We start from the raw sequence: 22,639 nt of genomic DNA, 5'->3' as shown, positions 1-22,639 counted from the left end.
CACGGCATTGAAGGTGCCTTGACAGGCTTCTCGCCAGGTTGCGCACCGCACTGTTTCGCCAAGGCTGGTGCCGCCTCCGCAGCGGGAACCCCTGTTCCTGGCGGGCTGGTTCGGACAAGCTGCTGCACATGAACTGGATGCCTCTGCTCTCCACACTGGCCGGTGCCGTCATCGGCATCTCGGCCACTCTGATCGCGGATCGAAATCGGTGGCGGCGGGAGGGGGCCAGGCACGCGCTGGAGCTACGGCGCGAGGTATACAGCGAGTTCGTTTCCGCCCTCAAGACCGCAGGTGAAGAGATACGCGCCGTCGCTTTGGGTGATCACATGTCCGACTCGGCTCGTGATGTCGCCGTGCGGGAAGCCTTCCGTGGCACCGGCATCTACACGGCCAGTGAGCGCCTCTGGCTCGTGGGTCCGCCCCAGGTGGTGGCGGCGGGAAATGAGGCGTTCCACAGCTGGGCGACGATACGTGACGCCTACGCCCGGGGGATAGCTGTCGGATCCGCCGAGGAAGCACCTCTCATCGCGCAACGACGCACGGCCATGGCGCAGATGCGTCGCCGCATGCGTGAGGATCTCGGCATCGGGCCCCTCGAGATCGAGTGAGCATCAGCCCCCGGCGGACGGGGTTACGGCTCGGCCGTCACCGGTGGGTGCAGAGAGGATTCGTGACCTCGGCGTGAAGTCGGTTATCGCCCGCCTGGGCACCGGACACGGCTCCGGCCTCGGACTCAGCGCTTTTCGTAGAGCGCGCGTCTGCTCACCTGCACTGGTTGTGACGCTTGCGCATTCGCCGCGAGATCCACGACGACATCCATGAAGCTTTCTCAACCTAACCTGCGAGTCCAGCTGCTGATGGTGACTCACAGCGGTTCATCGCCGCCACTCGTAGGCGCCAGGGGAGGTCGCCACGACCTCCTGGGGCCAGGACGCTCGGACGTGCCTGAGCCGATCATGGTGCTCATCAGTCCATCCGTCGGCCGCACATACCGGGACACGGACGGATGTCCCCGATCCGGCCACGTCCTCCACCACAACCACCGCAACCCCGCCCTGCCCGGACAATTCGAATCTGATCTCGGGAGCACGTCCCTCGTCCATCCACGGAACGTTCCGACTGGCGGCGAGTGCGCCCAGAACCTGTGAGCAGCTGTCCGCATCATCTGGCGCCAGACGCACCTCCAAGCGTCCGCGGGCGAACCCGCTTGTCACGACGACCTCCGCGTCGAGAAAGTCGTGCCAGGGCAGCACCTCAGACATGTGGCGGCCCCGAACGCGGACCTCGAGACTGCTCTCCCCATCGGCCAGGCGAATGAGATCCACCTTGCTGCCCTCGGCCATCCCAGCTCCTCGTACGCATCGACTGCCGACATCATGCAGGTACTGCAGTGCTCGGCCCGTCATGAGGCTCTGCGTTCGGAGTTCTCAGGCGTCAAGCCTACGTTTCGTCGTACGCCGGCGAGGTCAGGTCAACGTGCTGTGTGCCTAATCCAGATGATCGACCGTCCCCTGGGCAAACCGGTACTGTTCACGCCGGAGACCGACGCCCGGCCCGCGGTGGTGCTGTTGACTGACCCGTACTCCGTTGGGTCGCACGGCTCACGATCGACTTGCTCCGACGAGGCAGCGGTGCGCGGAGGGGGCAATGGCCCCCTCCGCCGGAACACCCGCCAGTTCCCGCCTGAATTGCGGGCACCAGCAACTGCGCTGCTAGCTGTGCCAGTCGAAAGAGGGGGAAACTGCAGTGGTATCGAATACGTTTCACATCGCGGGGGACCTGGGCGTTCGACGGCTCGGCTTTGGAGCCATGCACCTGCCGACCGAGCCCGCCTCCGGCCGCGAAATGTCTGTCGCAGTGGCCCGGCGGGCCGTCGAACTCGGCGTCACCCTGATGGACACCGCGCACATGTATGGCGGGGGAGCGAACGAGGAGCTACTCGCTGAGGCTCTGCACCCTTACCCGGACGGACTGCTCATCACCACGAAAGTCGGCGTCGTCCGGTCGCCGGAAACGGGCGAGTGGGGGCTGGACGGCCGACCGGCCTCGTTGCGCGCGCAGGTCGAACAGGGCCTGCGGCGGCTGCGCGTCGAACGGGTCGAGCTACTGCAACTGCACCGCATCGATCCGGAAACGGCCCTCGCCGACCAGCTCGGCACGCTGCGGGAGCTGCAGACCGAGGGCAAGATCGGGCGGATCGGCCTGTCCGAGGTCACCACCGCCGAACTCGGCCGGGCTCGGGAGATCATCGACGTCTCGAGCGTCCAGAACCGCTACAACCTGCTCGACCGCGAGCACGAGCCCGTGCTCGCGGCCTGCGAGGCGGCGGGGATCGCCTTTCTGCCCTGGCGGCCCGTCGCCTGGGGCGCGTCGGGCGAGCGGGCCGAAATTGCCGCAGTGGCATCCGAGGCCGGCGGCACCCCCACACAGGTCGCCCTCGCCTGGCTTCTCGGTCACTCGCCGGTCATCCTTCCGATCCCGGGTACCGCTCGGATCGACCACCTGGAGGAGAATCTTGCGGCGGCAGACCTCAATCTGACGCCCGCTCAACGCCACCGCCTCAACCGGCTGTCGGAGAAGCCCGGTCAGACCGCTCGGTCTTGAGTGTCCGGTCCCAGGGCCACCCCAAGCTGCCGGATGCGTCGCTGAACAGCTCAGCACTTACCCCCATCCCATGGCCGGCTGATCCGCCGCCGGCCTCTCCCGCACGCACGACAGGCCGACCACGTCCGGCGAGAGATGGCCGTCCGATCTGTGGGTCCCTCTGCGTCATCCGCCCGATTGCGGCCTGGTGACGACCCGAAAGATCGTCGGCGCCGACATCACCAGAGCGATAAATCAAGGGGATCCGCATCCGCATCCCGTTTCCCATTCCCTTGCCCCGCCAGGTATCTTGCATGGCATGGAACCAGGTGATTCGGCCAGACAGGCCCGGGCGGCAGCCCAGCTGCGCAAGGGTGTCCTGGAGTACTGCGTACTCGCCCTGATGCGGGACCGCCCCCGCTACGGCGTGGAACTCCTCCACGCTCTGCAGAGCTCAGGCGCCCTGGCCACCAGTCAGGGCACGGTCTACCCGCTGCTCTCCCGGCTCCGCCGCGACGACCTGGTCACCACCACCTGGCAGGAGTCCGCCTCCGGACCACCCCGCCGCTACTACGCCCTCACCGACAGCGGCCGGGCCGCACTCGACGAGTTCACCCGCGTCTGGCCCGGATTCCGCGACGCCGTCGACGCCTTCCTGACCACCCCGCACCCCTCCACCGGAGCCCCTGAATGAAGACCTCTGCCGACCCCGTGCGCGACTACCTCTCCGCCGTCGAGCGCGAGGCCTCCGCGCTCCCCGCCGAACGTCGCCAGGAACTTCTCGCCGACCTTGCCGAACACATCGAGGTGACGCGCGCCGAACGCCCCGACACCCCTCTCGGAGAGGTCCTGGCGGAGCTGGGGGACCCCCGCACGATCGCGGCGACTGCGCTGACGGAGTCCGGGAACGGGGATGCCGGGGCATCGGCCCGGGGCGGCGTCGTTACCCCCACCCGACGCGGCAAGGTGCACCCCCTGGTCCCGCTCCTGATGCTCACCCTCTCGCTGCCCTTCATGATGGTCTTCCCCGACCTCCCCGGGCCGGTGTTCGGTGTCCTGTTCCGCATCACCGGCGCGGTACTTCTCTGCACCTCAGTGCACTGGGCCGCCGTCCAGAAGACCACCGGCGTACTGCTTGCGGCCGTCCTGCCAAGTGCTGTCATAGTCACCTGGAACCTTTCCAGCGGCGGCCCGTCGGGCGACGGCCCGGCTCTCCTGGCCAACTTGGCGATGCTCGTTCTGCTGGCCGGCACGGCAGCATGGCTCTGGCGGGTCCGCCGCGTCTGAGACATTGATTCCGGCCTGGAGGTCTGTCAGGTGTCGTCGCCGACCGGCGCGCGGTGACGAAGTGTGGCCGGTTGACGGGTGATGCGGCGGGTCACGAGGGTGAGGATCTGCGCCCGACCGAGTAACGGCACCCTGAGCGGTGGCTTCCCACAGTCGGAGCGAAGCCTCCTCTCTTCTCGTCAGCGTGAGCACCCCCAGCAACCCACACGTGCTCAGATCCTGCTGGGACGACCCGACGAAGGCCGTCCCCGTACAGGCACAGCAGAGATGCCCGTCCGGTCCGGAGGGGATCAAGGGCCGTGCGATATTCAACGTCGCCGCAAACGGGGTCCCCTCACCCAGTAGTCGCTACCGGCCGGTCCTGTCCCCGGGCACTATGATCCGGACGTGGCGATCACGTATGAGTGGCGGGCCGAGTTCGGCAACTCATCCCTGGACGAGTTGCACGCGGACGGCTTCGGCTCCCCGGTCACTCAGACCGACTGGCGAGCACGACTTGAGCGCCACAGCCTCGGCTGGGTCTGTGCGTGGGAAGACGGCTCTCTGATCGGATTCGTCAACGTTGCCTGGGACGGCGGAGCACACGCCTTCATTCTGGACACGGTGGTCGCCCGGCATCTTCGGTCGAGAGGGGTCGGCGCCGCACTCGTGGCAGCTGCGGCCAAGGAGTCCCGGGCCGCGAAGTGCGAGTGGCTGCACGTCGACTTCGAGGAACATCTGCGTTCGTTCTATCTCGATGGCTGTGGGTTCCGGGAGACGCCGGCGGGGCTGATCGCTCTCTAAGAGGATGGTTCTCGAGCCGAGCTGAGACGCCTGGTCACACTCGGCATCCCCACCGAAGCCGACACCGGCAGCTTCAGGGGCCCTCGTTGATTCTGCACGTGGATGGTCCAACCTGGGCTCTGCTGGTCATGGGCCACCGGGCTGCGGGAACTCTGCGTCGATCAGCTGTAGTACCTCCTGCTGCCGCTGGTAGAACTTGGGAAAATGAGGCCGGATGTGTTCCAGGTGCTCGGCTGGTGAGGTCTCGCGATAGTCAGGGTGCTGCCGCAGGTAGTCCAGGTTCAGCGACTTCTGCAGCGATGCGCAGAACAGGTAGGCCGATAACAGCGGCTCCGACTCGAACAGCAGGGGCAGGTCCGTATCGGCAGTAGTGGCTCTCCCGCAGACTCCTTCGACCATGGCTGTCAGTACTTCGAAGGCTGCGGCGGAATCGTCGGCGGGGTCCCAGAGGGCTTCTGCGAGTGCCGTGCGCATCCTCCGCGCGATCAGGGCTGTGGGTTCGCTTCGTTCGTTCGTCACGCCCTCATCGTTGCCCGAGAAGAGATCCGGTCAGTCCTGGTGCGCCCGGTTTCCCTTTGCCAGCAGCTCGCGTCGCTGGCGGGTGCGGTAGGAGTCGCCGGTCAGGGTGAGGACCTCGGCGTGGTGGGCGAGTCGGTCGATCATCGCGGCCGCGACGACATCGTCGGAGAAGGTCTCTCCCCACCGCCCGAAGAGGCAGATTCGAGGTGACCATCACAGAGCCCTGTTCGTAGGTGACGCGATGAGCTGGAAGAACAGGTTCGCCGCGTCTTGGTCGAAGGGGATGTAGCCGACCTCGTCGATCTATGCCGATACCGCGACTATGCCGAGGGCTGTGGTCAGCGGGCAAGGTCACCGCTGGCTGAGCAGTCCTTCCGCTCGGCGGTGTTCGGCATCGTTGCCGGGGTGGGCGGGGTGGCAAAGCGCTCCGGCAAGCCTCGGGAGACGCGGTAGGCGACGCAGGCTTCGAGCCACCTGCCCTGACCACCGTTCACCACTGACCTGGGATCGGTCGCTCTTCTGGTCGCGGCATACTGCGCGTAGTCGAGGCGGGCGTCGGTGAGGCTCTCCGATCCGTTGGGACCTCCCCATACTTCGTCTGCATTCAGGTCGTCCTGTCCGTCGTCCTCCCAGCTGCACTCGTGGCAGATCTCCCATGCAACGCGCTCATCCAGGGTCGGAAGTTTGCAGCAGGGGCAGGGATACGGGCCCTCGCCGGCCGGACATGCCGCGCGCAACTCTCCGGGCGTCATCACGCCTTGAGTGTTCCATGCTCTGCGGGAGAGCGCCTTCTCTTTGATGGTCATGTCGGCGTGGACGTAGGCGTCGGTGGAGCGGACGCCGGAGTCTCCGAGGCAGAGCGCGATCACCGTGGTGTCGACACCGGTCTGGAGCAGGGACATCGCGCAACTGTGGCGTAGAACGTGCGGGTGGAAGTGCTTGTCGAGGAGGGTCGGGCAGGCTTCGGCGGCGGTCGGACGTGGATGGCCAGGCGCTGGGCGACGGCCTCTCGGGTGAGACGTCGCCCGGTTCGGGTGCAGAACAGAGGTTCTCCGCGCTTGCCGGAGCGATCGCCGAGCCAGGCCCGCAGCAACTCCTGGATGCTGCGGTCCAGTGGGACGGCGCGGTGCTTGCGGCCCTTGCCCTCGCACCGGACGGACGCGTCGTCGCCGCTTCGTCGCCAAGTGTCGGCGTACTTCGTTGAGTTCTCCTCGGAGTACGGAGATACGTGCACCACGCCCGGCGAGGTGAAGGGCAGCAGGCACCGACCGTGGGCATCTTCAGCACCCGCGTCAGGTAGGCGAGCATGGACGGCATGCCGTCCTTCGGGCTGGATGCCGCGGCGGTCGGCCTGGTCTTGGTGGAGGCGGTCATGGATCACTTCGCTTTCGTGGACGGTTCGTCGAAGTCGACGCCGAACAGGGCGTCGTAGTCCGGCAGGGCCCCAGCGCGACCGCGTGTCCGTCGGTGTGGTGGCGGGTGGCAGCCACACGCTTCTGGCGGTCCAGTGCCAGGGCCTCACGCGTCCGGGCGGCCGTCGCTGCGTGGATCGGGTCGGTGACAACCCCGTGTTTGGCCCGGGACCTCACATGCTGGGCGACGATCTGTCCCTGGCAGAACACGGTCACTGTCTCGGGTGAGGCGGTGACGTCGACGAAGCGGCCGATGGCCTGGGGGTCCACCGAGTAGTCGACGGTGTCGATGCGGATGCAGTAGTCCAGGCCCAGCCGGATGCGGTGGTTCAGGCCGATCGGCGGGGTGACAGGCGGCAGTGGGGGCATCGACAGGTAGTCGGTCTCCAGCAGGTCCACCGGGCGGCCTTGGATCGGGCGGACGGTCCGGGTGGTGGCCCGCAGGAACCACCGGCCGAGTTGGTCGTTGAAGTCCGCCAGGGAGACGAGCTGACGGCCCGGCAGAAACGAGGTCTCCAGCTACTGATTCTGGCGCTCGACCAGGCCCTTGTATTCATGGTCTCGGGGGTGGGGAGAGCTTGATCTTGGTGGCCAGTGTCCCCGCGAACGCTGCGGTCGGCGCGTCACACGACCGGTTCCCCCGATGGCTGCCTCGCTGTCCCAGGCAAATGTTCGAGTGACGCGGCCGATGCCATGGATCAGCGACCACATGCCCGACAGAATGTCGTCGCCCTGCCGGGTCGGGATCATCGTGGCGGTCATGAACCGGGAGAACCCGAGCGTCATCACCAGCACCGGCAGCACTCGCTCCTGCCCGGCCCCGACCTGCACCTTCGTCTCGGGGGACCACAGGTCGCACCGGGTGATCTGGCCGGGCTCGTAGGTCACCCGGTCGACCGGGTCGACACCGACGTACTCCGGCCGGATCAACGCCAGCCGCTTGCGCAGCGGCGCCGTCGAGTGCGGCCAACCGATCCGTCCTGCGATCACCGGCCCAGGCATCCCGGCCACTCGTTCAGCAACACCCGGATCTCGGGCTCGAGATGGACCTGCTTCGCATCCGACTAGGTGCGCACACGGAAGCGCAGCATGGTGACCCCGCCCGACTGGACGTTGCTGAGCGGCTCCAGGTCGATCCGGTCGAGGCCGGGCGGTGTGAAGCGGACGCCGTCGCCCAGCAGCACCGGCAGGACGTACACCAGGATCTCGTCGACGAGGCCGCGCTGCAGGCACTGCGCGGCCACGTCGGCGCCGAGGATCTCCAGGTTCTTGCCGCCGGCGGCGCGGCGTGCCGTGGCCACGGCACGCTCGATGTCGCAGGTCAGGAAGGTGACATTGGGGTCCGGCTCGTCGGGCGGACGGTGAGTGAGGACGAACTGCGCCCCGCCGTCGTAGTCGGGGTGCTCGTCGGACATGCGCTTGCCGACCTCGTACGTGCTCCGGCCGATGAGCATGGCGCCCGTGGCTGCCATGACCTCCGGGAACGTCGCCGACGTGATGTGCTCGAAGATCCAGTCCATCGTGTTGCCGGGACCGGCGATGAACCCGTCCAGCGACATCACCCTGTTCACGACCACTTTGCCGGTGCTCACATCCGTCATGCGTCTTCTCCAAGCAGGTGGAGGGCCGGGATCGCATGATAGCCCTCTCTGTCAAAGCAGAACGAGTCAGGCATATCGGAAGATTCGCGAAGCCGAGGGCGGAGACGGAGATGTGCCCGGATGGCCGGCGAGAAGCACCACGAACCCCTCCGCGTCGTCGGACCGTTCGACGATCGCGAGGGTGAGCGCGAGCTTGTCGCGGCACCATCCGATCAGAGAGCGGTGTAGCCGCAGTCGGCTCGGACGGCGTGCTCTCCCGGTGCAGCGACCGCAGCCGGACGGGTACTCCAACTGGAACCCTGTTCGACCTGCAGGTTCCATGATCGGTTGCGAGGCGCCGAGAGGCGACTTCTCAGGACGCCGAGATGACGAGATGAGTGGCGAGTGCGGTGATCAGGCTGCTGGAGACCAGGGTGGTGATGAGCCGCCCACGGCTGCCGGTCACCGTCCGGCCCAGCAGTGCTCCGCCGCCGACGAGCAACAACTGCCAGCTGGTTGAGGCCGCGAATGCGGCGAAGACGAATACGGCCTGTTCCAGGTGAGGGGCAGCCGCTGCGATATCGCTGCCGAGCACGAGCGCCGCGAAATAGATCACGGTCATGGGGTTCATCAACGTGATGGCCAGCAACGCCGTATAGGCCCGGGCGGGAGTGAGGGGCGGCGTCGGCGGCGTATGCGCAGGGGTCGCCGTCTGCTGGTTGCGGTACTGGCGGATGCCCTTCGCACCGCCCCGGAGGGCCAGCACGATGAGGACCGAGGCGGAGGCCCATTGCAGGGGAAGCATGACCGGGTCGAGGAGGGGAGTGATCGTGGAGCCCCCGACCACGGCGACCAACGCGTAGAGACCGTCAGCGGTTGCGACCCCCAGAGCGGCGAACGTACCGATCCTGGGAGACGTCCGGGCTGTCAGAGCCACCAGGTACGTCGCGACCGCGCCCACCGGCATGGCAATGCCATAGCCGGCGAGAAGCCCCGCGACCAGAACGGCGCTCACGAGCGCGGGAGCGTAGGCCTTCGCAGTCGGCCCGGCTGCTGCTGGAATCGCACCGATCGGGCGGTGGAGGTCAGGAGCACGGCGGCGATGGCGATGGTCTGAGTCATGGGCAGATGTTGTCGGTGGCGCAGGCGCTCGTTCAAATCATTTTCTCCTCCTGCCCCGCCAGGGCCCCGACCACGGTGAACAGCGGCCTCCTACAGGGCGGTTGCCGACCGTCACCGAGTGCTGCTGTCCCCCTGTCGGCCTCGAAATCCACGAGCCATCCGGTCAAGGACCGGGCAGGATGCCCTCTGTGAACCACGTCCTGTGCGGACTCGCCGCCAATGCGGCTCTGCCGTCCGAGCTGGTCGACCGGCTGATCGCGGTCGCGGACGCGGACGTCGCCGCGGTCCTCGCCGCCCGCGCGGACCTCAGCCACGCACAGGCGGTTGCGTTGGCTTCGCGCGTCGTAGAGAGCGCCGTGCCGCTTGCGTACCAGGGCAGGCTGACTGTCGCCGACATCGACCCCGCGGCACAGCCTCGCGCCGCCCTCGCGCTACTCGAAGAGGGTGTCGGCGGCCCTGAGTGGGCTCGTCTCTTCGCGGCCGATCCCGTTGTCGAGCGTCGGGAGAAGCTGGCCGCCTGCCCCGGCCTCCCGCCCGACGTGGTGGAGATGCTTGCCGCGGATTCGCACATGAGCGTGGTCGCGGAGTTCGCGTTGTGGGCCACGCCCGACGTGGCCACCAGGCTTGCCGGGCATCGGCATGCCGAGGTCCGCCGCGCGGTGGCCGCCAACGAGGCGACGCCCCCGACCGTACTGGCCGCGCTCATCAGCGGCGAGGGGCTGCATCCCGCGCAGCGGTGCGTGGTCTGCGACCGCGAAGAGCCGCCGTTCGTGCACGATCCGAAATGCTCACGGCTCGACTGCGACCTGCTGCCGGGCGCCTCCTGCGACGGCTCCCACGAATCCACCGTGCACGACATGCTGGTTGCGGCAGTACGGAACCCGGCCACACCCGTGGCAGCCGTCGTAGGCTTGGCCGGGCATCCCTCGATGCTGCTGCGCTGGGCCCTCGCCGCCCGCTCCGACCTGCCCCCGGAGGTGTGCGCACGGCTCGCCGTGGACCCTGCTCCCGGTGTCCGCGCCGACCTCGCCGAGAATCCCGCCATCGACGACGGCCTGATCCGTGCACTGGCCGACGACCGTGACCACAACGTGCAGCGAAGACTCGCTCACCACCCACACGTGCCGCTCGACGTGCTGACCCGGCTGGCGGGCATGACCACGATCGGCACCACCCTGCTGCCGCGGATCGCGGCCGCTTCCCCCTCCGAGGTCAGGGAGCTGGCTCAGTCGCCGAACCCGGCCGCGCGCATGCTCGTGGCCCAACGGCGGGATCTGCCGGCCGAGATCCGCGACGCGCTGGCGACCGACTCCGACGCGAAAGTGGTCAAGGCCGTCGCCCCGCACCCCGGCCTCCCCGCATCGCAGTTGCGCGCCATGGTCGACCGGCAGGGGGTCCGGGTCATCGCCAAGGTGGCGGCCAACCCAGACGCGACTCCGGCGCTGCGGGAGTACCTGACCCGGCATGAACCACGGGCGCAGAAAGCCTTCCGCGAGATCGCCCGGCACCCCAACGCGACGGCCCCGGCACTCCTCGCCTGCTTGGCGGACCATCGGGCGAAGCCCGTAGCCGCCGGTCATCCGGCACTCCCGCCGCTCGTTGTCGCAGAACTGCTCACCGACAGGGACGGCCGGGTGGCAGAAGCGGCGGCAGCCAACCGATCGCTGCCGCATGCCGTGATGGCGGATCTACTGCCCGGGGGACCCTCGTTCTGATCGTACCGGCGCCAGCAGTCTGCTCAGTGAGCAATGCAGACTGAGATGCGGAGTCCCAAGCAGATGATGCTGCCCGCGAGTTGGAGAAGCTCCAGGCGGGTCCGCTCGATCACCCAGTGGGCGTGGGGTGCGGCGGCACGGACAGCCTCACATACGCTGGCTGCCTCATCCGGCGTACCGCGACAAGGATCAGCCCATGGGCAGCAACACGAGGATCCGCCTGATCGAGCCCGCAGACGCCGCTCCGATCGCCGCGCATCGGGTGCGGGACGTCGAGGCCTTCCGGCCGTGGGAGCCGGCCCAGTCGGCCGACTTCTTCACTCCGGAGGGCCAGGCGGAGCGCATCGACAGCCTGCTGGACGGATACCGGGCCGGTACGGTCTGGCCGGGTGTGGTGCTCGCCGACGACCAGGTGATCGGGCAGGTCACGGTCGGCGGCATCCTCCCCCAGCCGCACCTGCGCCGCGGCTCCATCGGATACTGGATCGCCAGCACTGCCCAGAATCAGGGGCACGCCGGGCACGCCGTCGGCCTGGCACTCCGCGTGATGACGGACGAACTCGGTCTGCACCGCGCCGAAGCGTCCACCAACCTGGAGAATCTGCCGTCGCAGCGGGTGCTGCGCCGCAACGGGTTCAGTCCGTACGGCGTCGCGCACTCCTCGATCTTTCTGGATGGGAGCTGGCGGGACGGGCTTCTGTGGGAGCGGCTCCTCAGCGACTAGGGTCTTGTCCGGCGGATCACGCCGGGCGGCCCATCGAACCTGTGGCTATGTGGAACAGCTCGGTCCCGTCGATAAATACCTCGACATCGGTCGCGGTGATCGGGGACGCTTCGCTCGATGACCAGAATCGACGACACACCGCCCGCGTGGGACGAGCGCACCCAGCTCACCACGTTCCTCGACTACACACGTGACACCGCCCGCGCCAAGTGCGCCGACGTCTCAGCGGAGAACGCCCGCAAGGCACTCCTGCCGGGCTCACCGCTGATGACCATGAGCGGAGTGATCAACCATCTCCGCTGGGTCGAGTACTACTGGTTCCAGGTGGTCTTCCTCGGCGAGGAAGACCGGGGCCCCTGGACCGAGGAGGACCCCGACCGCGAGATGCGTATTGCCGTCGAGTTCCCGCTCACGCAGTTGCTCGGCGAATACGCCGAACAGAGCTCCCGTTACCGCGAACTGGTCACCGGCACCAACCTGGACACCCAGGCCGAGCGAGCTGTCCGCAACGGCCTCCACGTCGATCTGCGCTGGATCCTCCTCCACCTCACCGAGGAGACCGCCCGGCACAACGGCCACCTGGACCTCCTGCGCGAAATGCTCGACGGCACGACCGGCGAGTAGGACCTGTCCGGTCGGTCAGGGATTCTCGGCGCGGGCGATCTTGACCAGCCGCGTGAGGTCGTTGCCGCCGGAGCACCAGTTCTCCAGGCCGGAGGCCCAGACCGAGCCCACTGCCGAGACGACGGAGACCACGAAGTTGCCCTCCGCCCACTTGGCAAACATCGGCGATCCAGACTGGCGCGGCATGACGTCGGCCGACGTCGTCATGGCCCTGCCGCTACCGAGGTCCCACTCGTCCTCGTCCATGTTCTTGCGCTGCTGGAAGACCGGGAAGACACCGCTGGCGACGTCGCCGGCATAACCCATGGTGTCCCAGATGTTGTCGCCGTCCCAGGAACTGTCGTAGGTCCTGGTGCCGAGCCAGCCGAACCGGTCTCCAATGCGCTCCCTGGTCACGAGGACGGCATAGTCCTCGTCCAGAGTGGTCACCGTCGGATCGCCGAGGATCTGCGTGAATGCCAGGGCCCGGGTGGCGAACGTCGTCGCCGACTGCGTGGTGCCGGCCTGGTGCACATCGATGCGTTCCGCCGCGGTCGTGTTCCACGCGACCACGTGGCTCGCTGTCAGGACATGGCGGGGGCCCACAATCGTGCCCGAGCCGAAGCCACCGTTGGCATTGGCTATGAGGCAGACAAGACCCCACGGGCTCGAGCCCGGGTCGTTGTACGCTCTGCGGTCGTCAGGCTGCCAGATGGTGAGCGGTTCCAGATCGTCACCACGGTGCGTCACCCGGAGTGGCGGAGTGCGCCGTGCCGGTAGCGGCCTCCGGCGCTCTCCAAGCCACGGCGGGCCGTACGTGTCCGTCTCGACCGTATCCGTGAATTTGTCGGACACGTCTTCCCTTCTGCGAAGCGCGATCTCTTTCCTCGGCAGTTCCTCAGGGCCGCCGATCCCTGCGAAGGCCTCGGGAACCTCTGCCGTGGCGGGATTGTCCGTCTGGCGCCGTCGCTCCTCCCAGCTGAAAGGGGGTTCAGTCGGCCCACGGGATTCGCTGTCGGGATGTGGCATGGCGAAGTACCTCCTGCTGAATCGCTGGTACCCGGCCGGCGGGCTGCCGAGCCGCCCCCTCCTTCCAGGGGACCACCGCAATGGGGTAGTCGCACGCGGGGCGGGCGCGAACCGGCATTCGCATGGCCCGGCGAACACGGCCCGGGGTTCCGCGAGATGCGGGTTGACTGCGTATCCCTTCAAGATACGAGCCGACTTCACCACGGACTGCTTCAGAGAGGTCACCACACGGGCGTTGGACGGGTCGGTGGGTGATGGGCAGGTGGCGAGTCCGAGGAAAGGCTTCCTGGATGTCGTCGCGTCCTTCCCAGCGGACGCAGGCTCCCGGCTTTCAGCACAAGCAGGATCCCGCACAGCAGCTTGGCGGTCAGGCACCCTCGGCCGACCGGCCAGCGGGTTCGGCCGGGCTCAGGTAACAACGGCTCGACCAGCGACCACAGTTCATCCGACGATCTGTGGACGCGACTCTCTTCCCCGCGCACAGCCCAACGAGCATCCAGGCCGACAGTCACATCGCCGGTGACATCGGTAAGGACCTCTGACCGTGTGTGTTCCGCCAGGGGGTGTCTGGTCGAGCGGCAGTTCCATCTGTCGCTCGTGGGGCGGCCCGTGGGATGTCATGCAGACAGGGAGAACGCTCTGTGGGACCGACTCGGAGGTGCACCGGGAAGGCGCCCAATCCGCTGTGGGCACGCAGGCCGGCGCTGCCTCGGGCGCATCTGCCGCTTCCGTAGCAGCGGTGGTCTCGGTGGCCGACGCGGCCGGGACGTCCACGAGCTGCTCCCGTGCGATCACTGGCCGGTCCCACTCGACTTCGTCTTCCTCACCCAAAGCCGCGCGGCCGCACGGGTAGGCCGGGCACGCCGTGGAAGTGTCCAGGCAGTTCCCCGCCGCCCCGCAGGGCAGGCAGATCGCCCCGCTACCCGATCTTGTTCGGTTCGGCGCCACCCCGTGTCGTGGCCACGTCGTCGGCAGCCAGGGAGTGGATGCGCGGTATGGGAGAGGCAAGCAGCCAGAGCAGGGACAGCGCTCCGCCGAAAGCTCCGACGAGTAGTGCCGCCCGCAGGCCGAAGGCAGTGGCGAGCAGGCCGCCGACGAGGGCCCCGACAGGGCGTATGCCGTAGTTGAGCGTGCTGTACGCGCCCGCCACGCGGCTGCGCATGCCGTCGGGGATCACACTGGTCTGCAGGGAGTTGAGATTGACGTCGAAGAGCATGACGCCGACTCCGGAGAGGAAGTTCGCCGAGGCCAGCGCTCCGGCGCGCGCCCAGAGTGGGCCTCCCGCGCACGCTGCGATGGCGATGGGCGCCGGGAACAGCACGGCTCCGACAACGATGCTGCGACCCACACCAATACGTTGTGAGATCCCCGGGGCGATGACGGCACCGAGGAGAGCGCCGGTCGAGCCGATGCCCAGTGCCAGGCCGATGAATCCGGCGGACAGCCCGAGGACGCGGCTGGCGAAAAGCACCATCAACCCACTGCCCGCGACAAAGGTGAAGAAGTTGACGGTCGCCGCGCAGCAGAGCCCCGCACGGAGTACAGGGTGCCGCCCGACGAAGGCCATCCCTTCCCGGGCACGCCGGAGCAGTGGAGGGACCGCGGTCTCGTCGGTGTCGGCGCGATGTTCACCGAGCGGGATCCTCCCGATCAGGAACGCGGATGCCAGATACGACAGGGCATCGAGGACGACAGCGACGGGAGCGGTCAACGCCTGTACGAGACCGCCGCCGACCGCCGGCCCGACCACGTACGACACCGACCGGCTGGTACTGAGCTTGCTGTTGGCCTCGACGTAGGAGGAGCGAGGCACGAGCTGAACGAAGAAGGGCGGATAAGCGGTGCTGAACAACACGGCTGCGGCGCCGTTCAACAACGCCACGGCATACAGCTGACCAAGGCTCACCGCATCGAGAAGGTACGCGACGGGCAAGCTCAGCAGTACGGCACCGCGCACCAGATCGGCGAGAACCATCAGGCGTCGTCTGTGGACGCGTCGGTCGACCCAGGCCCCCAGGAGGATCCCGAGAAGGTTCGGCGTCCAGATGAGCGCGGTCAGCCACGCCACCTGGTTGGCCGAGGCGCTCAGCGCTGTCACGGCGATCAACGGCAGTGCCAGTTCGGTGATCCGGTCACCGAACTCCGAGATCGACTGTCCCGCCCAGAACCGGCGGAAGCGCGGGTCGCGCCCCAGGGATATCGGGCCGTCCGTCGCCGGGGCGCTCACAGGGGGCCGTCCGTCCGCCCCTCGTCCTGCTCCGGCAGTGCGTAGCGCATCAGCCGGACGCCACGGCTTCCCGCGGGACGCTCGGCAGCATCCCGTGTCACGTAAGGCGCAAGCACCCGCTCGATCCCGTCCTGGATCGCCGCGAGTTCCTCCGCCGTAACAACCACACGGGTGTTGGCCAGTCCACCGGCCCTCTGCCAAACGGGCTCCAGGGCGGGCTCGACCTCGGCCAGCCATCTGTCCGGCAGATCCCCGTAGCGCACGAACATCTCTCGGGACAGTACCTGCGCGGCCGCCCTGCCCTCCTCGTCCTCCGGCGCCTCGAACCGGAAACCACGGGCTGCCGCCTCCCACCGTCGTTGCCTGCGGTCCGCACCGGCCTCGGCATCACGTACCAGTCCAAAACCCGCCAGGTGCCGCAGATGCCAGCTGGTCACCGAGGGAGTCGCTCCCACCTCGGGTGCGAGTTCCGTAGCTGTCGCCGGCCCGTGTCGTAGTAGGCGGTCGAGGATCGCCAGCCTCACGGGATGCGCCAACGCCCGCATCGCCTGCGGATCGGTGATCTCGATATCGCCCAGCCGGTTCCTGGAATCCATAACGTGAGAGTCTCCTCTCAGGTTATGTGAGAGTCAACTCTCACATCCGAGCTACCCAGGCGGGGGCCTATGTTCCCGAAGGGCCCTGCCGCGAAAGGCAGGGCACGCGCTACGTTGCCGCGAAAGCGTCGACGCCCGTGAGGTCGGCTGACAGCGCCCACAGACGCGCGGCCTGCTCGGGGTCGGTCGCGTGTGCGTGCACGCCGCCCTCCGAGCCGTCCCCGGCCGGCTCGGCCACGTCGCAGTCCTCGCAGTACACGCCGCCCAGGCCCGCCAGCCGGGGCGAGGTCGCCGCCCACAGCTGCGTCGCCGCGCCCTGCTCGGGCGTTTTGAAGGTGGGATCGGTCGGGTTGCCGCTCTCGTCGATCCAGCCCGCGTCGACCATGTCCGACTTCGCGAGGTGGCGCTGCAGCGGGGTGAGGATGCTGCCCGGATGCAGCGCGAACGCCCTGACCCCGGAGTCACGGCCGAGCGCATCAAGATGCACGGCGAACAGTACGTTCGCCGTCTTCGCCTGCCCGTACGCCTGCCACCTGTCGTAGCCGCGCTCGAACTGCACGTCGTCCCAGCGGATGCCGGTGATGCCGTGAGCGCCGGAGGACACGGCGATGACGCGAGCGCCCCCGCGCGCGATCGCCGGCCAGAGCTGGTTGACCAGCGCGTAGTGACCGAGGTGATTGGTGGCGAACTGCGCCTCCCACCCCGGGCCGACACGCGTCTCGGGGCAGGCCATGACCCCGGCATTGTTGATCACGATGTCGACCTCGCGACCGGAGGCCAGGAACCGCTCGGCGAAACCGCGGACGCTGTCGAGGTCGGACAGGTCGAGGTCGTCGGTCTCGACGCCGTCGATGCCCTTGACCGCCTCCTCGGCGGCCGCCCGTCGCCTGGCGGGGACGATGACGCAGGCTCCGGCACCCGCCAGGGCGCGGGTTGTCTCCAGACCGAGTCCCGAGTAGCCACCGGTGACGATCGCGGTGCTGCCGGACAGGTCGACCCCGCTCAGTACGTCGTCCGTGGTGCTCCGGGCGCCGAAGCCCGATCCGATCTTGTGCTGAGGTGTCGTCATGGCGGAGACGCTAGGTGCTGGAGAACACTCCAAGTCAAGGGCCGGTGACGAACAGCCACGTTGACCGGTATCGGCCGGGAACACCCGGTACAGGATCCAGGGACCGTCTACTCCGCAAGCCGGCCAAGCACATCCCAGGTACGGCGGCGGTCGGTGTCCCCGGCGATGTCCGTCCCCGAGAACACCACCTCCGTAGCCCCGGCGTCCCGATAGCGCTGTACCTCGGCCGCGACGGTGCGCTCGTCGCCGATCACCGCGACGTCGGCAGCCCGTTTCCCGCCGGAGAGTTCGATGGCCCGCGCGTAGGACGGGAACTGCTCGTAGAACGAGAGCTGTTCGGTTGCCTTGGCGCGTACGGCGTCGACATCGTCGGTTACCACGCCGTACACCAGAGCCACAATTCTGGGCGCAGGGCGGCCCGCTGCCTCCGCCGCCGCGGTCACGGCCGGCACGATGTGCTCGGACAGGGCGCGAGGTCCGGCGAGGTAGGGAAGGATCCCGTCCGCCAACTCGCCACTGACGCGGAGAGCCTGAGGCCCCATCGCGGCGACCAGGATCGGCACACCGCCTTCGGCTCCCGGGACGCGTGCCGGGAGCGGTGTGGCCGCGGTCAGCAGTTCGCCGTGGAAGTCGGCGGTGCCGTTCTCGGTCAACTGCCGCAGAGCGGTGAGGAACTCCCGCAGGCGAGCAATGGGCCGTTCGTAGGGAATGCCGAAGGCCGTCTCGGTCAGAAGCTTCGTCCCGAGCGCCAGCCCGAGGTGGTAGCGGCCGTGGGTCGCCGCCTGCGCGGTCTGGGCCTGGCTGGAGACGAGCAACGGATGGCGGCCGAAGACGGGAATCGCGGATGTGCCCACCTGGAGGTCCGGTACTTCACGCCCGACGATCGCCGCGAGCTGCGGCGAATCGGCGCCGAACGTCTGCCCGAACCACGCGGAGCGGAGCCCTGCGGCGGCCGCTTCCGCGGCACGTCGCACGGTGGCGTCGATCTGGTTGCCGGAGCCGGATACTTGGAGTGCTACTCCTACAGTCATGCCAGTTCGAACCAGAAGCCGCCGGATACGCATTCCGGATCCTGTGTGACAACTTCTTGTCCGCTGTGTGTACGCGATGCCCGTGCACCGGCCCGCGCTCGCCGTGGCCTGTCTCGCCCTCGTCGGCGCGGTCTGCCTACTCGGTCGCCAGTCGGCGTGCTCTCTGCGGCGACGGCGCTGTCCAGTGCCGCGTTCCGCCCGGATCGGCGCCGGCCTGCCCCCGCGGACTCGTCCGGCGGATCTCCGTCACCATCGGCTGGACCTGGAATTTTCCGGACCCCATCCGTGCGTGTCGTTCCTGACCTGAGAAGACACATCAGAAAGTGGCCGCGACGGTGAGACCTTTCGAATCTCCACGCCGGTCCGCCTTGTCCCTCGGGTCAGGGCCCGCGTAGAGGCTGCGAACCAAGTCGCACGGCTCAAGCAGGGGTGAGCCGTCGGACGCGCGCCGGTCGAGCACGGCTTCGCCCACCTCGGAACCGGCGGGTCCTCACCAGGCTCCGCACCGAGACCGCGTGCGTGGCGTGGTCGGCGTCGACCGTGGGTCGTCGCCGACCACGCCGATGCAGTGCGGAGCATCTCCGGCACGCGTCCGGTGCGGTCATGTCATCGCTTGGAGCCGCACGTACGCAGCGCAACCACGCCGGCCAGGGCGAGGCCGCCCACGCTGAGCGCTGTGAGGGTGCCGCGCGGACCGAGGCCGCGGTACGGGCCGGCTGTCAGTAAGGACCACCGTGCTTGGGCGGACAGCACACTTCCGATGCTCTGGACGGACCCGGCCGACACCAGCGACATGCCGGATCCGATGGAGCCGATGGACAGCGAGGAGCCGATGGAACCGATGGAGAGCGCGCTGCCCACCGATCCGATGGACAGTACCGAGCCCACGGAGCCGATCGACAGAAGAGAGTCCCTTGACCACAAGGAGAGCGAGGAACGTCCGACGGTACGGGAGCGAATGCGCATCATGGTCGCATTGTGCCGTCAGGAGGTGCCGCTCGCTACCGTCGCCGGCCGAGGCCGATGGCCACGTACTCGCGACGGTGACGTGGCTCGGCCTGCGGAAGGAGGCCGAGATCCGCCCTCTACCGGCGAGCCTCTCGACCTCCTGAGCCGGAGGTCCTGTGCCCTTCGTCTCATCCTCACCCGAGAGCGTTGACTGCCGCACGCACCGGGCCGTGCTGCCCGAGAAAGTCGGTGTTGTCCGACCACTGGTCCACGCTCCCGGACAGGGGCAGGCTCCGCAGAACCTGGTCAGTGATCGTCCGTTCGAGAGCCTGCGCGAAACGTTCGGCATGCAGCACCTGGAACGGGCGGCTGTGGTACCGCCGCCGGGTCGGGTCCACGTACTCGGCGAGCCCCGTGTCGTTCTGCAGGACGGCCACGACCTCGTAGGCGTCACAGAGGTGCTGCTCACGCGCGGGGTACTCCGTTGCCGTCACCGCGCCCCGCAGAGACGGCAACAGGCCCTCGGCGACCGGCAGCCGAACGAACGCACTCCCCAGCCACTTGCCGTAGGGGGCGTATCGTCGTCCGAGGAGCAGACACAGACGCATCAGGTCACGCACCAGCCGCCCGGTGACCACGACCGATCCGAGATCGTCTCCCACCTCGGCGCAGCGTCCGACGAATGCCTCCTCCTGGGAGATCCGCTGCCACTGGCAGGCCAACAGGTACCGCCACACTTCATCGGGGTACCAGACCAGCTGCTGCCGAACCGCCGTGAGCGTGCCGAGCCCGTCGTGAAACACCGCGCCCCCGGTGACCTCGGCGAGCCTCTGCTGCGGCATCGCCAGCCAGTCACCCACCGTCGGTTCGCCGGACGCCGTACGGAGGCCGAGCCGACCGGTCAGCCACGTGCTGACGTCGTTCACCGCGACACGGTGGTTCACCGGGCCGTCCGTGCGCTCCATGAGACCGACCGGATCGGCAGGGTCGCCATGACGGAAATGGGTCGGCCAGCCCCGCACGTCCTTCGGCAGCCTTTCCCTCAGGAGCTCGTGGAGGTCGGACCCGTACTCGGCAGACTCCTCCGGCGCGAGGAAGAGATCCAGGCGCGGGCCCCAGTCGTGATCCGCCGACCGCGCGGTATCGAATCCGAGCACCTCGGAGCCCGCACCGACCCTTGCGGCGGCGTACTGAAGCCCCGGATACGCCTCATCGAGAATCGGCCGCACCGACTCCTCGTAGAGGATCCGCGACAGCTCGATGCCGGGGAGGAACTCGGGAACGGGAATCGTCATGCGATCACTCTGCGAGGAGAGGACCACGAAAGCCACCGGGTATCGCCGGCCGCCCCCGCCCCATGATCGGAACCGCCGACGTGGGGGAGCACCGCCGCCGCGCCCGGTACGGGCACCGGGCGCGGCGGGGGACCCGCGACAGGCCGAGCGCCTGGACCGACCCGATACGCGCCTGCGCGAAGGCGCGGCCGCTCGTACGCTCTGCCGCATGAGCGCACACCGCCACCCAGCGGAATCCTGGCTGATCCCCAGTGCCGCAATACACTCGTCCCCGATCGAGGGCCAAGGCCTCTACGCCACGGTCCCGATCCCCGTCGGCACGGTGGTGATGCGCCTCGGCGGCACCCTGATCGACGACGCGGCCCTCGCGGCTCTCACGCCCCCGTACAGCAGCCTCACCGTGGAGCCGGGCCGTCATCTCCTGATCGACCCCGCCCACCCGGTCCGCTACGGCAACCACTCCTGCGATCCCACGCTCTGGCACGTCGACGCGACCACGCTCACCGCCCGCCGCCCACTGGAGCCGGGGGAGGAACTGACCGTCGACTACGCGACCCACACCGGATACGAGCCCTGGTCCATGGCGTGCCGCTGCGGTGCCGGGGCCTGCCGTGGCACCATCACCGGCTCGGACTGGCGTCTGCCCGGCTTGCAAGGCCGCTACGCAGAACACTGGTCGCCGCCGCTGCGCGACCGGATCCGCGAGCAGAGGGCTTCCGCCGGCCGGGCCCGACTGCACGCCTCCGACGGGGGCGTCGGCGAAAACTAACTACCGTGGCAGCCGGAAGGGGCGGAGACTCTTCCCATGGCTGACATGGGAGTGTTCCGGGAGGCGGTCACCGCGTGGGCGGCCGGTGGCCCCGGCGGCACCGCGCGTGAACTCGCCACGGGACTGGGCGTCCGGGCAGTCGTCCTGCTCGAAGGGCCGAGCGACGTCGCAGCGGTCGGCGCTCTGGCTGCGAGCCGCGGCAGGAACCTGGCAGCCGAAGGAGTCTGCGTACTGTCGATGGGCGGTGCGATGAGCGTCGGGCGCTTCGCACACATCCTCGGGCCACCGGGCCTGGGCCTCCGTCTCACCGGACTGTGCGACGAGGCCGAGGCCCGCTACTACACGCGGGGCCTGGAGCGGGCCGGTGCTGCCCAGCAAGGGTTCTTCGTCTGCGCGGCGGACCTGGAGGACGAGCTCATCCGCGCACTGGGTGTGGAACGCATGGAGGAGCTCGTCCGGGAGGAGGGCGACCTCCGCGCCCTGCAGACCTTCCTGCACCAGCCCGCGCAACAGGGCCGCACCTCGCAGCAGCAGTTCCGCCGTTTCCTCGGCACGAAGAAGGGACGCAAGATCCATTACGGCCGCGTCCTCGTCGAGGCCCTCGAGCGGGACCGCGTACCCGCCCCACTCGACGATCTGCTCACCAGCCTCTGACCGACTCAGCAGATGGAGGCCTCGCCGGAACCGCCGAACCGCCGGAACCGCCGAACCGCCGGAACCGCCGAACCTCCGGACCTCCGGACCAGGGCTCACGACTCATCCCTCGCGCGAGCTCTCCACCATTGCTACCGACGACGGACAACTACTTCGAGATGGCCTGTCGAGCCCGTCGGAGGTTCATGTCACGTGGCCGGCAGCAGCCGGTTCCCGCGGGCAGAGGTAGAACAGTTCGGGGTCGCCCTCGTCCAGGCCGTGGAGCATACCGACCGGGCTCCAACCCACCCGCCGCAGCAGCCGCTGCATCGGCTGGTTGGACACGTTCGTCGAGGTGAACAGCTTCGGGGTGGTGCGTGATGCCGAGGCGTGGGCGAGCAGGCGCGTACCCACGCCTCGGCCACGGGCGGCGGGCGCCACCATGAGCATCGTGACGAAGCCCTGGTCGAAGAACGTGTACTCCACCACGCAGTAGCCCAGGGCCCCCGACGCGTCCTCGGCCAGGGCGACAAGGCCCTGTCGGCACCACCGTCGGATGCTCACGTGCCGCTCGTCGTTGTCCTCCATCGCCACCGAGTCGATCTGGACCAGCGCGTCCGCGTCCCATGCGCGTGCGCGGCGCACGGCGAACTTCCCCAATTCCTCTACGGCCATGAGGACCATGCTGCCAGCCGGCCTCGCTGGGGGCGGCTG

24 protein-coding genes and 1 pseudogene are annotated in these 22,639 nt (G+C 68.4%); 10 read left to right on the top strand and 15 right to left on the bottom strand.

The window, feature by feature from the left end:
- Positions 1-128 precede the first annotated feature (128 nt).
- A complete protein-coding gene (locus ABZS61_RS23685; RefSeq protein ID WP_356424595.1) occupies positions 129-608 on the top strand; it encodes a hypothetical protein in 480 nt (159 codons plus the stop codon).
- A 267-nt stretch (positions 609-875) separates the two neighbouring features.
- Here the strand turns inward: ABZS61_RS23685 and ABZS61_RS23680 are convergent, their stop codons facing one another.
- Positions 876-1,343, bottom strand: coding sequence for a DUF5959 family protein (locus tag ABZS61_RS23680; protein ID WP_356424592.1), 468 nt, complete (start codon positions 1,341-1,343; stop codon positions 876-878).
- 403 nt (positions 1,344-1,746) lie between these two features.
- Between ABZS61_RS23680 and ABZS61_RS23675 the strand changes: the two genes are divergently transcribed.
- The 4 genes from ABZS61_RS23675 (at position 1,747) to ABZS61_RS23660 (ending at position 4,653) form a co-directional block, all read left to right on the top strand.
- Entirely contained in the window at positions 1,747-2,604 is an 858-nt protein-coding gene (locus ABZS61_RS23675; protein ID WP_356424589.1) for an aldo/keto reductase, read from the top strand.
- Between the two features lie 298 nt (positions 2,605-2,902).
- Entirely contained in the window at positions 2,903-3,277 is a 375-nt protein-coding gene (locus ABZS61_RS23670) for a PadR family transcriptional regulator (protein ID WP_356424586.1), read from the top strand.
- Positions 3,274-3,870, top strand: coding sequence for a hypothetical protein (locus tag ABZS61_RS23665; RefSeq protein WP_356424583.1), 597 nt, complete (start codon positions 3,274-3,276; stop codon positions 3,868-3,870). The genes ABZS61_RS23670 and ABZS61_RS23665 overlap by 4 nt, the downstream gene beginning before the upstream one ends.
- A gap of 387 nt (positions 3,871-4,257) precedes the next feature.
- On the top strand, positions 4,258-4,653 hold the full coding sequence (locus tag ABZS61_RS23660; RefSeq protein WP_356424580.1) for a GNAT family N-acetyltransferase: 396 nt from the start codon (positions 4,258-4,260) through the stop codon (positions 4,651-4,653).
- A 126-nt stretch (positions 4,654-4,779) separates the two neighbouring features.
- On the opposite strand, the gene ABZS61_RS23655 is transcribed toward ABZS61_RS23660, so the two are convergent.
- The 6 genes and pseudogenes from ABZS61_RS23655 to ABZS61_RS23630 all read right to left on the bottom strand — a co-directional run bounded on the left by ABZS61_RS23655 (position 4,780) and on the right by ABZS61_RS23630 (position 9,179).
- Entirely contained in the window at positions 4,780-5,172 is a 393-nt protein-coding gene (locus tag ABZS61_RS23655) for a hypothetical protein (protein WP_356424577.1), read from the bottom strand.
- A 30-nt stretch (positions 5,173-5,202) separates the two neighbouring features.
- Positions 5,203-5,373: an ATP-binding protein gene (locus tag ABZS61_RS23650; protein ID WP_356424916.1), complete on the bottom strand. Its 171-nt coding sequence runs from the start codon at positions 5,371-5,373 to the stop codon at positions 5,203-5,205.
- 137 nt (positions 5,374-5,510) lie between these two features.
- On the bottom strand, positions 5,511-6,323 hold the full coding sequence (locus ABZS61_RS23645; protein ID WP_356424913.1) for a CPCC family cysteine-rich protein: 813 nt from the start codon (positions 6,321-6,323) through the stop codon (positions 5,511-5,513).
- 226 nt (positions 6,324-6,549) lie between these two features.
- Positions 6,550-7,624, bottom strand: a pseudogene (locus tag ABZS61_RS23640) (IS21 family transposase); the annotation flags it as partial.
- A gap of 24 nt (positions 7,625-7,648) precedes the next feature.
- Positions 7,649-8,185 (bottom strand): dihydrofolate reductase family protein, encoded by a 537-nt coding sequence (locus ABZS61_RS23635; RefSeq protein ID WP_356424574.1) that lies wholly within the window; start codon positions 8,183-8,185, stop codon positions 7,649-7,651.
- 352 nt (positions 8,186-8,537) lie between these two features.
- Positions 8,538-9,179 (bottom strand): LysE family transporter, encoded by a 642-nt coding sequence (locus tag ABZS61_RS23630; RefSeq protein ID WP_356424571.1) that lies wholly within the window; start codon positions 9,177-9,179, stop codon positions 8,538-8,540.
- A gap of 295 nt (positions 9,180-9,474) precedes the next feature.
- Here ABZS61_RS23630 and ABZS61_RS23625 point away from each other — a divergent pair, with 295 nt between their 5' ends.
- From ABZS61_RS23625 to ABZS61_RS23615, 3 genes are all read left to right on the top strand, one after another.
- Positions 9,475-11,001, top strand: coding sequence for a hypothetical protein (locus ABZS61_RS23625; protein ID WP_356424910.1), 1,527 nt, complete (start codon positions 9,475-9,477; stop codon positions 10,999-11,001).
- 196 nt (positions 11,002-11,197) lie between these two features.
- Entirely contained in the window at positions 11,198-11,725 is a 528-nt protein-coding gene (locus ABZS61_RS23620; protein WP_356424568.1) for a GNAT family protein, read from the top strand.
- 117 nt (positions 11,726-11,842) lie between these two features.
- On the top strand, positions 11,843-12,349 hold the full coding sequence (locus ABZS61_RS23615; protein WP_356424565.1) for a DinB family protein: 507 nt from the start codon (positions 11,843-11,845) through the stop codon (positions 12,347-12,349).
- Between the two features lie 15 nt (positions 12,350-12,364).
- Here the strand turns inward: ABZS61_RS23615 and ABZS61_RS23610 are convergent, their stop codons facing one another.
- The 7 genes from ABZS61_RS23610 to ABZS61_RS23580 form a co-directional block, all read right to left on the bottom strand.
- Positions 12,365-13,078, bottom strand: coding sequence for a trypsin-like peptidase domain-containing protein (locus ABZS61_RS23610; RefSeq protein WP_356424562.1), 714 nt, complete (start codon positions 13,076-13,078; stop codon positions 12,365-12,367).
- 1,198 nt (positions 13,079-14,276) lie between these two features.
- Positions 14,277-15,584: an MFS transporter gene (locus ABZS61_RS23605; RefSeq protein ID WP_356424559.1), complete on the bottom strand. Its 1,308-nt coding sequence runs from the start codon at positions 15,582-15,584 to the stop codon at positions 14,277-14,279.
- Positions 15,581-16,180, bottom strand: a complete 600-nt coding sequence (locus ABZS61_RS23600) for a helix-turn-helix domain-containing protein (protein WP_356424556.1) — start codon at positions 16,178-16,180, stop codon at positions 15,581-15,583. The genes ABZS61_RS23605 and ABZS61_RS23600 overlap by 4 nt, the downstream gene beginning before the upstream one ends.
- A gap of 109 nt (positions 16,181-16,289) precedes the next feature.
- Positions 16,290-17,249 carry an SDR family NAD(P)-dependent oxidoreductase gene (locus tag ABZS61_RS23595; protein WP_356424554.1) on the bottom strand — a complete coding sequence of 320 codons (960 nt, stop codon included), beginning with the start codon at positions 17,247-17,249 and terminating at the stop codon, positions 16,290-16,292.
- Positions 17,250-17,356: 107 nt separating this feature from the next.
- A complete protein-coding gene (locus ABZS61_RS23590) occupies positions 17,357-18,280 on the bottom strand; it encodes an LLM class F420-dependent oxidoreductase (protein WP_356424551.1) in 924 nt (307 codons plus the stop codon).
- Positions 18,281-18,886: 606 nt separating this feature from the next.
- Entirely contained in the window at positions 18,887-19,246 is a 360-nt protein-coding gene (locus tag ABZS61_RS23585; protein ID WP_356424907.1) for a hypothetical protein, read from the bottom strand.
- A 176-nt stretch (positions 19,247-19,422) separates the two neighbouring features.
- Positions 19,423-20,523 (bottom strand): DUF4037 domain-containing protein, encoded by a 1,101-nt coding sequence (locus ABZS61_RS23580; RefSeq protein ID WP_356424549.1) that lies wholly within the window; start codon positions 20,521-20,523, stop codon positions 19,423-19,425.
- A 208-nt stretch (positions 20,524-20,731) separates the two neighbouring features.
- On the opposite strand from ABZS61_RS23580, the gene ABZS61_RS23575 reads away from it, so the two are divergent.
- Both ABZS61_RS23575 and ABZS61_RS23570 read left to right on the top strand, forming a co-directional pair.
- Complete coding sequence (locus ABZS61_RS23575; RefSeq protein ID WP_356424547.1) at positions 20,732-21,292, top strand: SET domain-containing protein; 561 nt, start codon at positions 20,732-20,734, stop codon at positions 21,290-21,292.
- A 36-nt stretch (positions 21,293-21,328) separates the two neighbouring features.
- A complete protein-coding gene (locus ABZS61_RS23570) occupies positions 21,329-21,946 on the top strand; it encodes a TOPRIM nucleotidyl transferase/hydrolase domain-containing protein (protein ID WP_356424545.1) in 618 nt (205 codons plus the stop codon).
- A 183-nt stretch (positions 21,947-22,129) separates the two neighbouring features.
- Here the strand turns inward: ABZS61_RS23570 and ABZS61_RS23565 are convergent, their stop codons facing one another.
- The gene (locus ABZS61_RS23565; RefSeq protein ID WP_356424543.1) at positions 22,130-22,600 is read right to left on the bottom strand and encodes a GNAT family N-acetyltransferase; all 471 of its coding nucleotides are present in this window, start codon (positions 22,598-22,600) and stop codon (positions 22,130-22,132) included.
- Positions 22,601-22,639: the final 39 nt, after the last annotated feature.

Source organism: Streptomyces sp. NPDC005566 (assembly GCF_040605575.1).
Taxonomy (GTDB): domain Bacteria; phylum Actinomycetota; class Actinomycetes; order Streptomycetales; family Streptomycetaceae; genus Streptomyces.
This window is presented reverse-complemented; position numbering and strand designations above follow the sequence as displayed.

Bases quoted from the DNA above. Each gene is read 5' to 3' on its own strand.
- ABZS61_RS23595 (WP_356424554.1), bottom strand. From the start codon at position 17,249: ATGACGACACCTCAGCACAAGATCGGATCGGGCTTCGGCGCCCGGAGC.
- ABZS61_RS23575 (WP_356424547.1), top strand. From the start codon at position 20,732: ATGAGCGCACACCGCCACCCAGCGGAATCCTGGCTGATCCCCAGTGCC.
- ABZS61_RS23680 (WP_356424592.1), bottom strand. From the start codon at position 1,343: ATGGCCGAGGGCAGCAAGGTGGATCTCATTCGCCTGGCCGATGGGGAG.
- ABZS61_RS23565 (WP_356424543.1), bottom strand. From the start codon at position 22,600: ATGGCCGTAGAGGAATTGGGGAAGTTCGCCGTGCGCCGCGCACGCGCA.
- ABZS61_RS23635 (WP_356424574.1), bottom strand. From the start codon at position 8,185: ATGACGGATGTGAGCACCGGCAAAGTGGTCGTGAACAGGGTGATGTCG.
- ABZS61_RS23615 (WP_356424565.1), top strand. From the start codon at position 11,843: ATGACCAGAATCGACGACACACCGCCCGCGTGGGACGAGCGCACCCAG.
- ABZS61_RS23585 (WP_356424907.1), bottom strand. From the start codon at position 19,246: ATGCGCATTCGCTCCCGTACCGTCGGACGTTCCTCGCTCTCCTTGTGG.
- ABZS61_RS23580 (WP_356424549.1), bottom strand. From the start codon at position 20,523: ATGACGATTCCCGTTCCCGAGTTCCTCCCCGGCATCGAGCTGTCGCGG.
- ABZS61_RS23670 (WP_356424586.1), top strand. From the start codon at position 2,903: ATGGAACCAGGTGATTCGGCCAGACAGGCCCGGGCGGCAGCCCAGCTG.
- ABZS61_RS23685 (WP_356424595.1), top strand. From the start codon at position 129: ATGAACTGGATGCCTCTGCTCTCCACACTGGCCGGTGCCGTCATCGGC.
- ABZS61_RS23620 (WP_356424568.1), top strand. From the start codon at position 11,198: ATGGGCAGCAACACGAGGATCCGCCTGATCGAGCCCGCAGACGCCGCT.
- ABZS61_RS23665 (WP_356424583.1), top strand. From the start codon at position 3,274: ATGAAGACCTCTGCCGACCCCGTGCGCGACTACCTCTCCGCCGTCGAG.
- ABZS61_RS23600 (WP_356424556.1), bottom strand. From the start codon at position 16,180: ATGGATTCCAGGAACCGGCTGGGCGATATCGAGATCACCGATCCGCAG.
- ABZS61_RS23570 (WP_356424545.1), top strand. From the start codon at position 21,329: ATGGCTGACATGGGAGTGTTCCGGGAGGCGGTCACCGCGTGGGCGGCC.
- ABZS61_RS23590 (WP_356424551.1), bottom strand. From the start codon at position 18,280: ATGACTGTAGGAGTAGCACTCCAAGTATCCGGCTCCGGCAACCAGATC.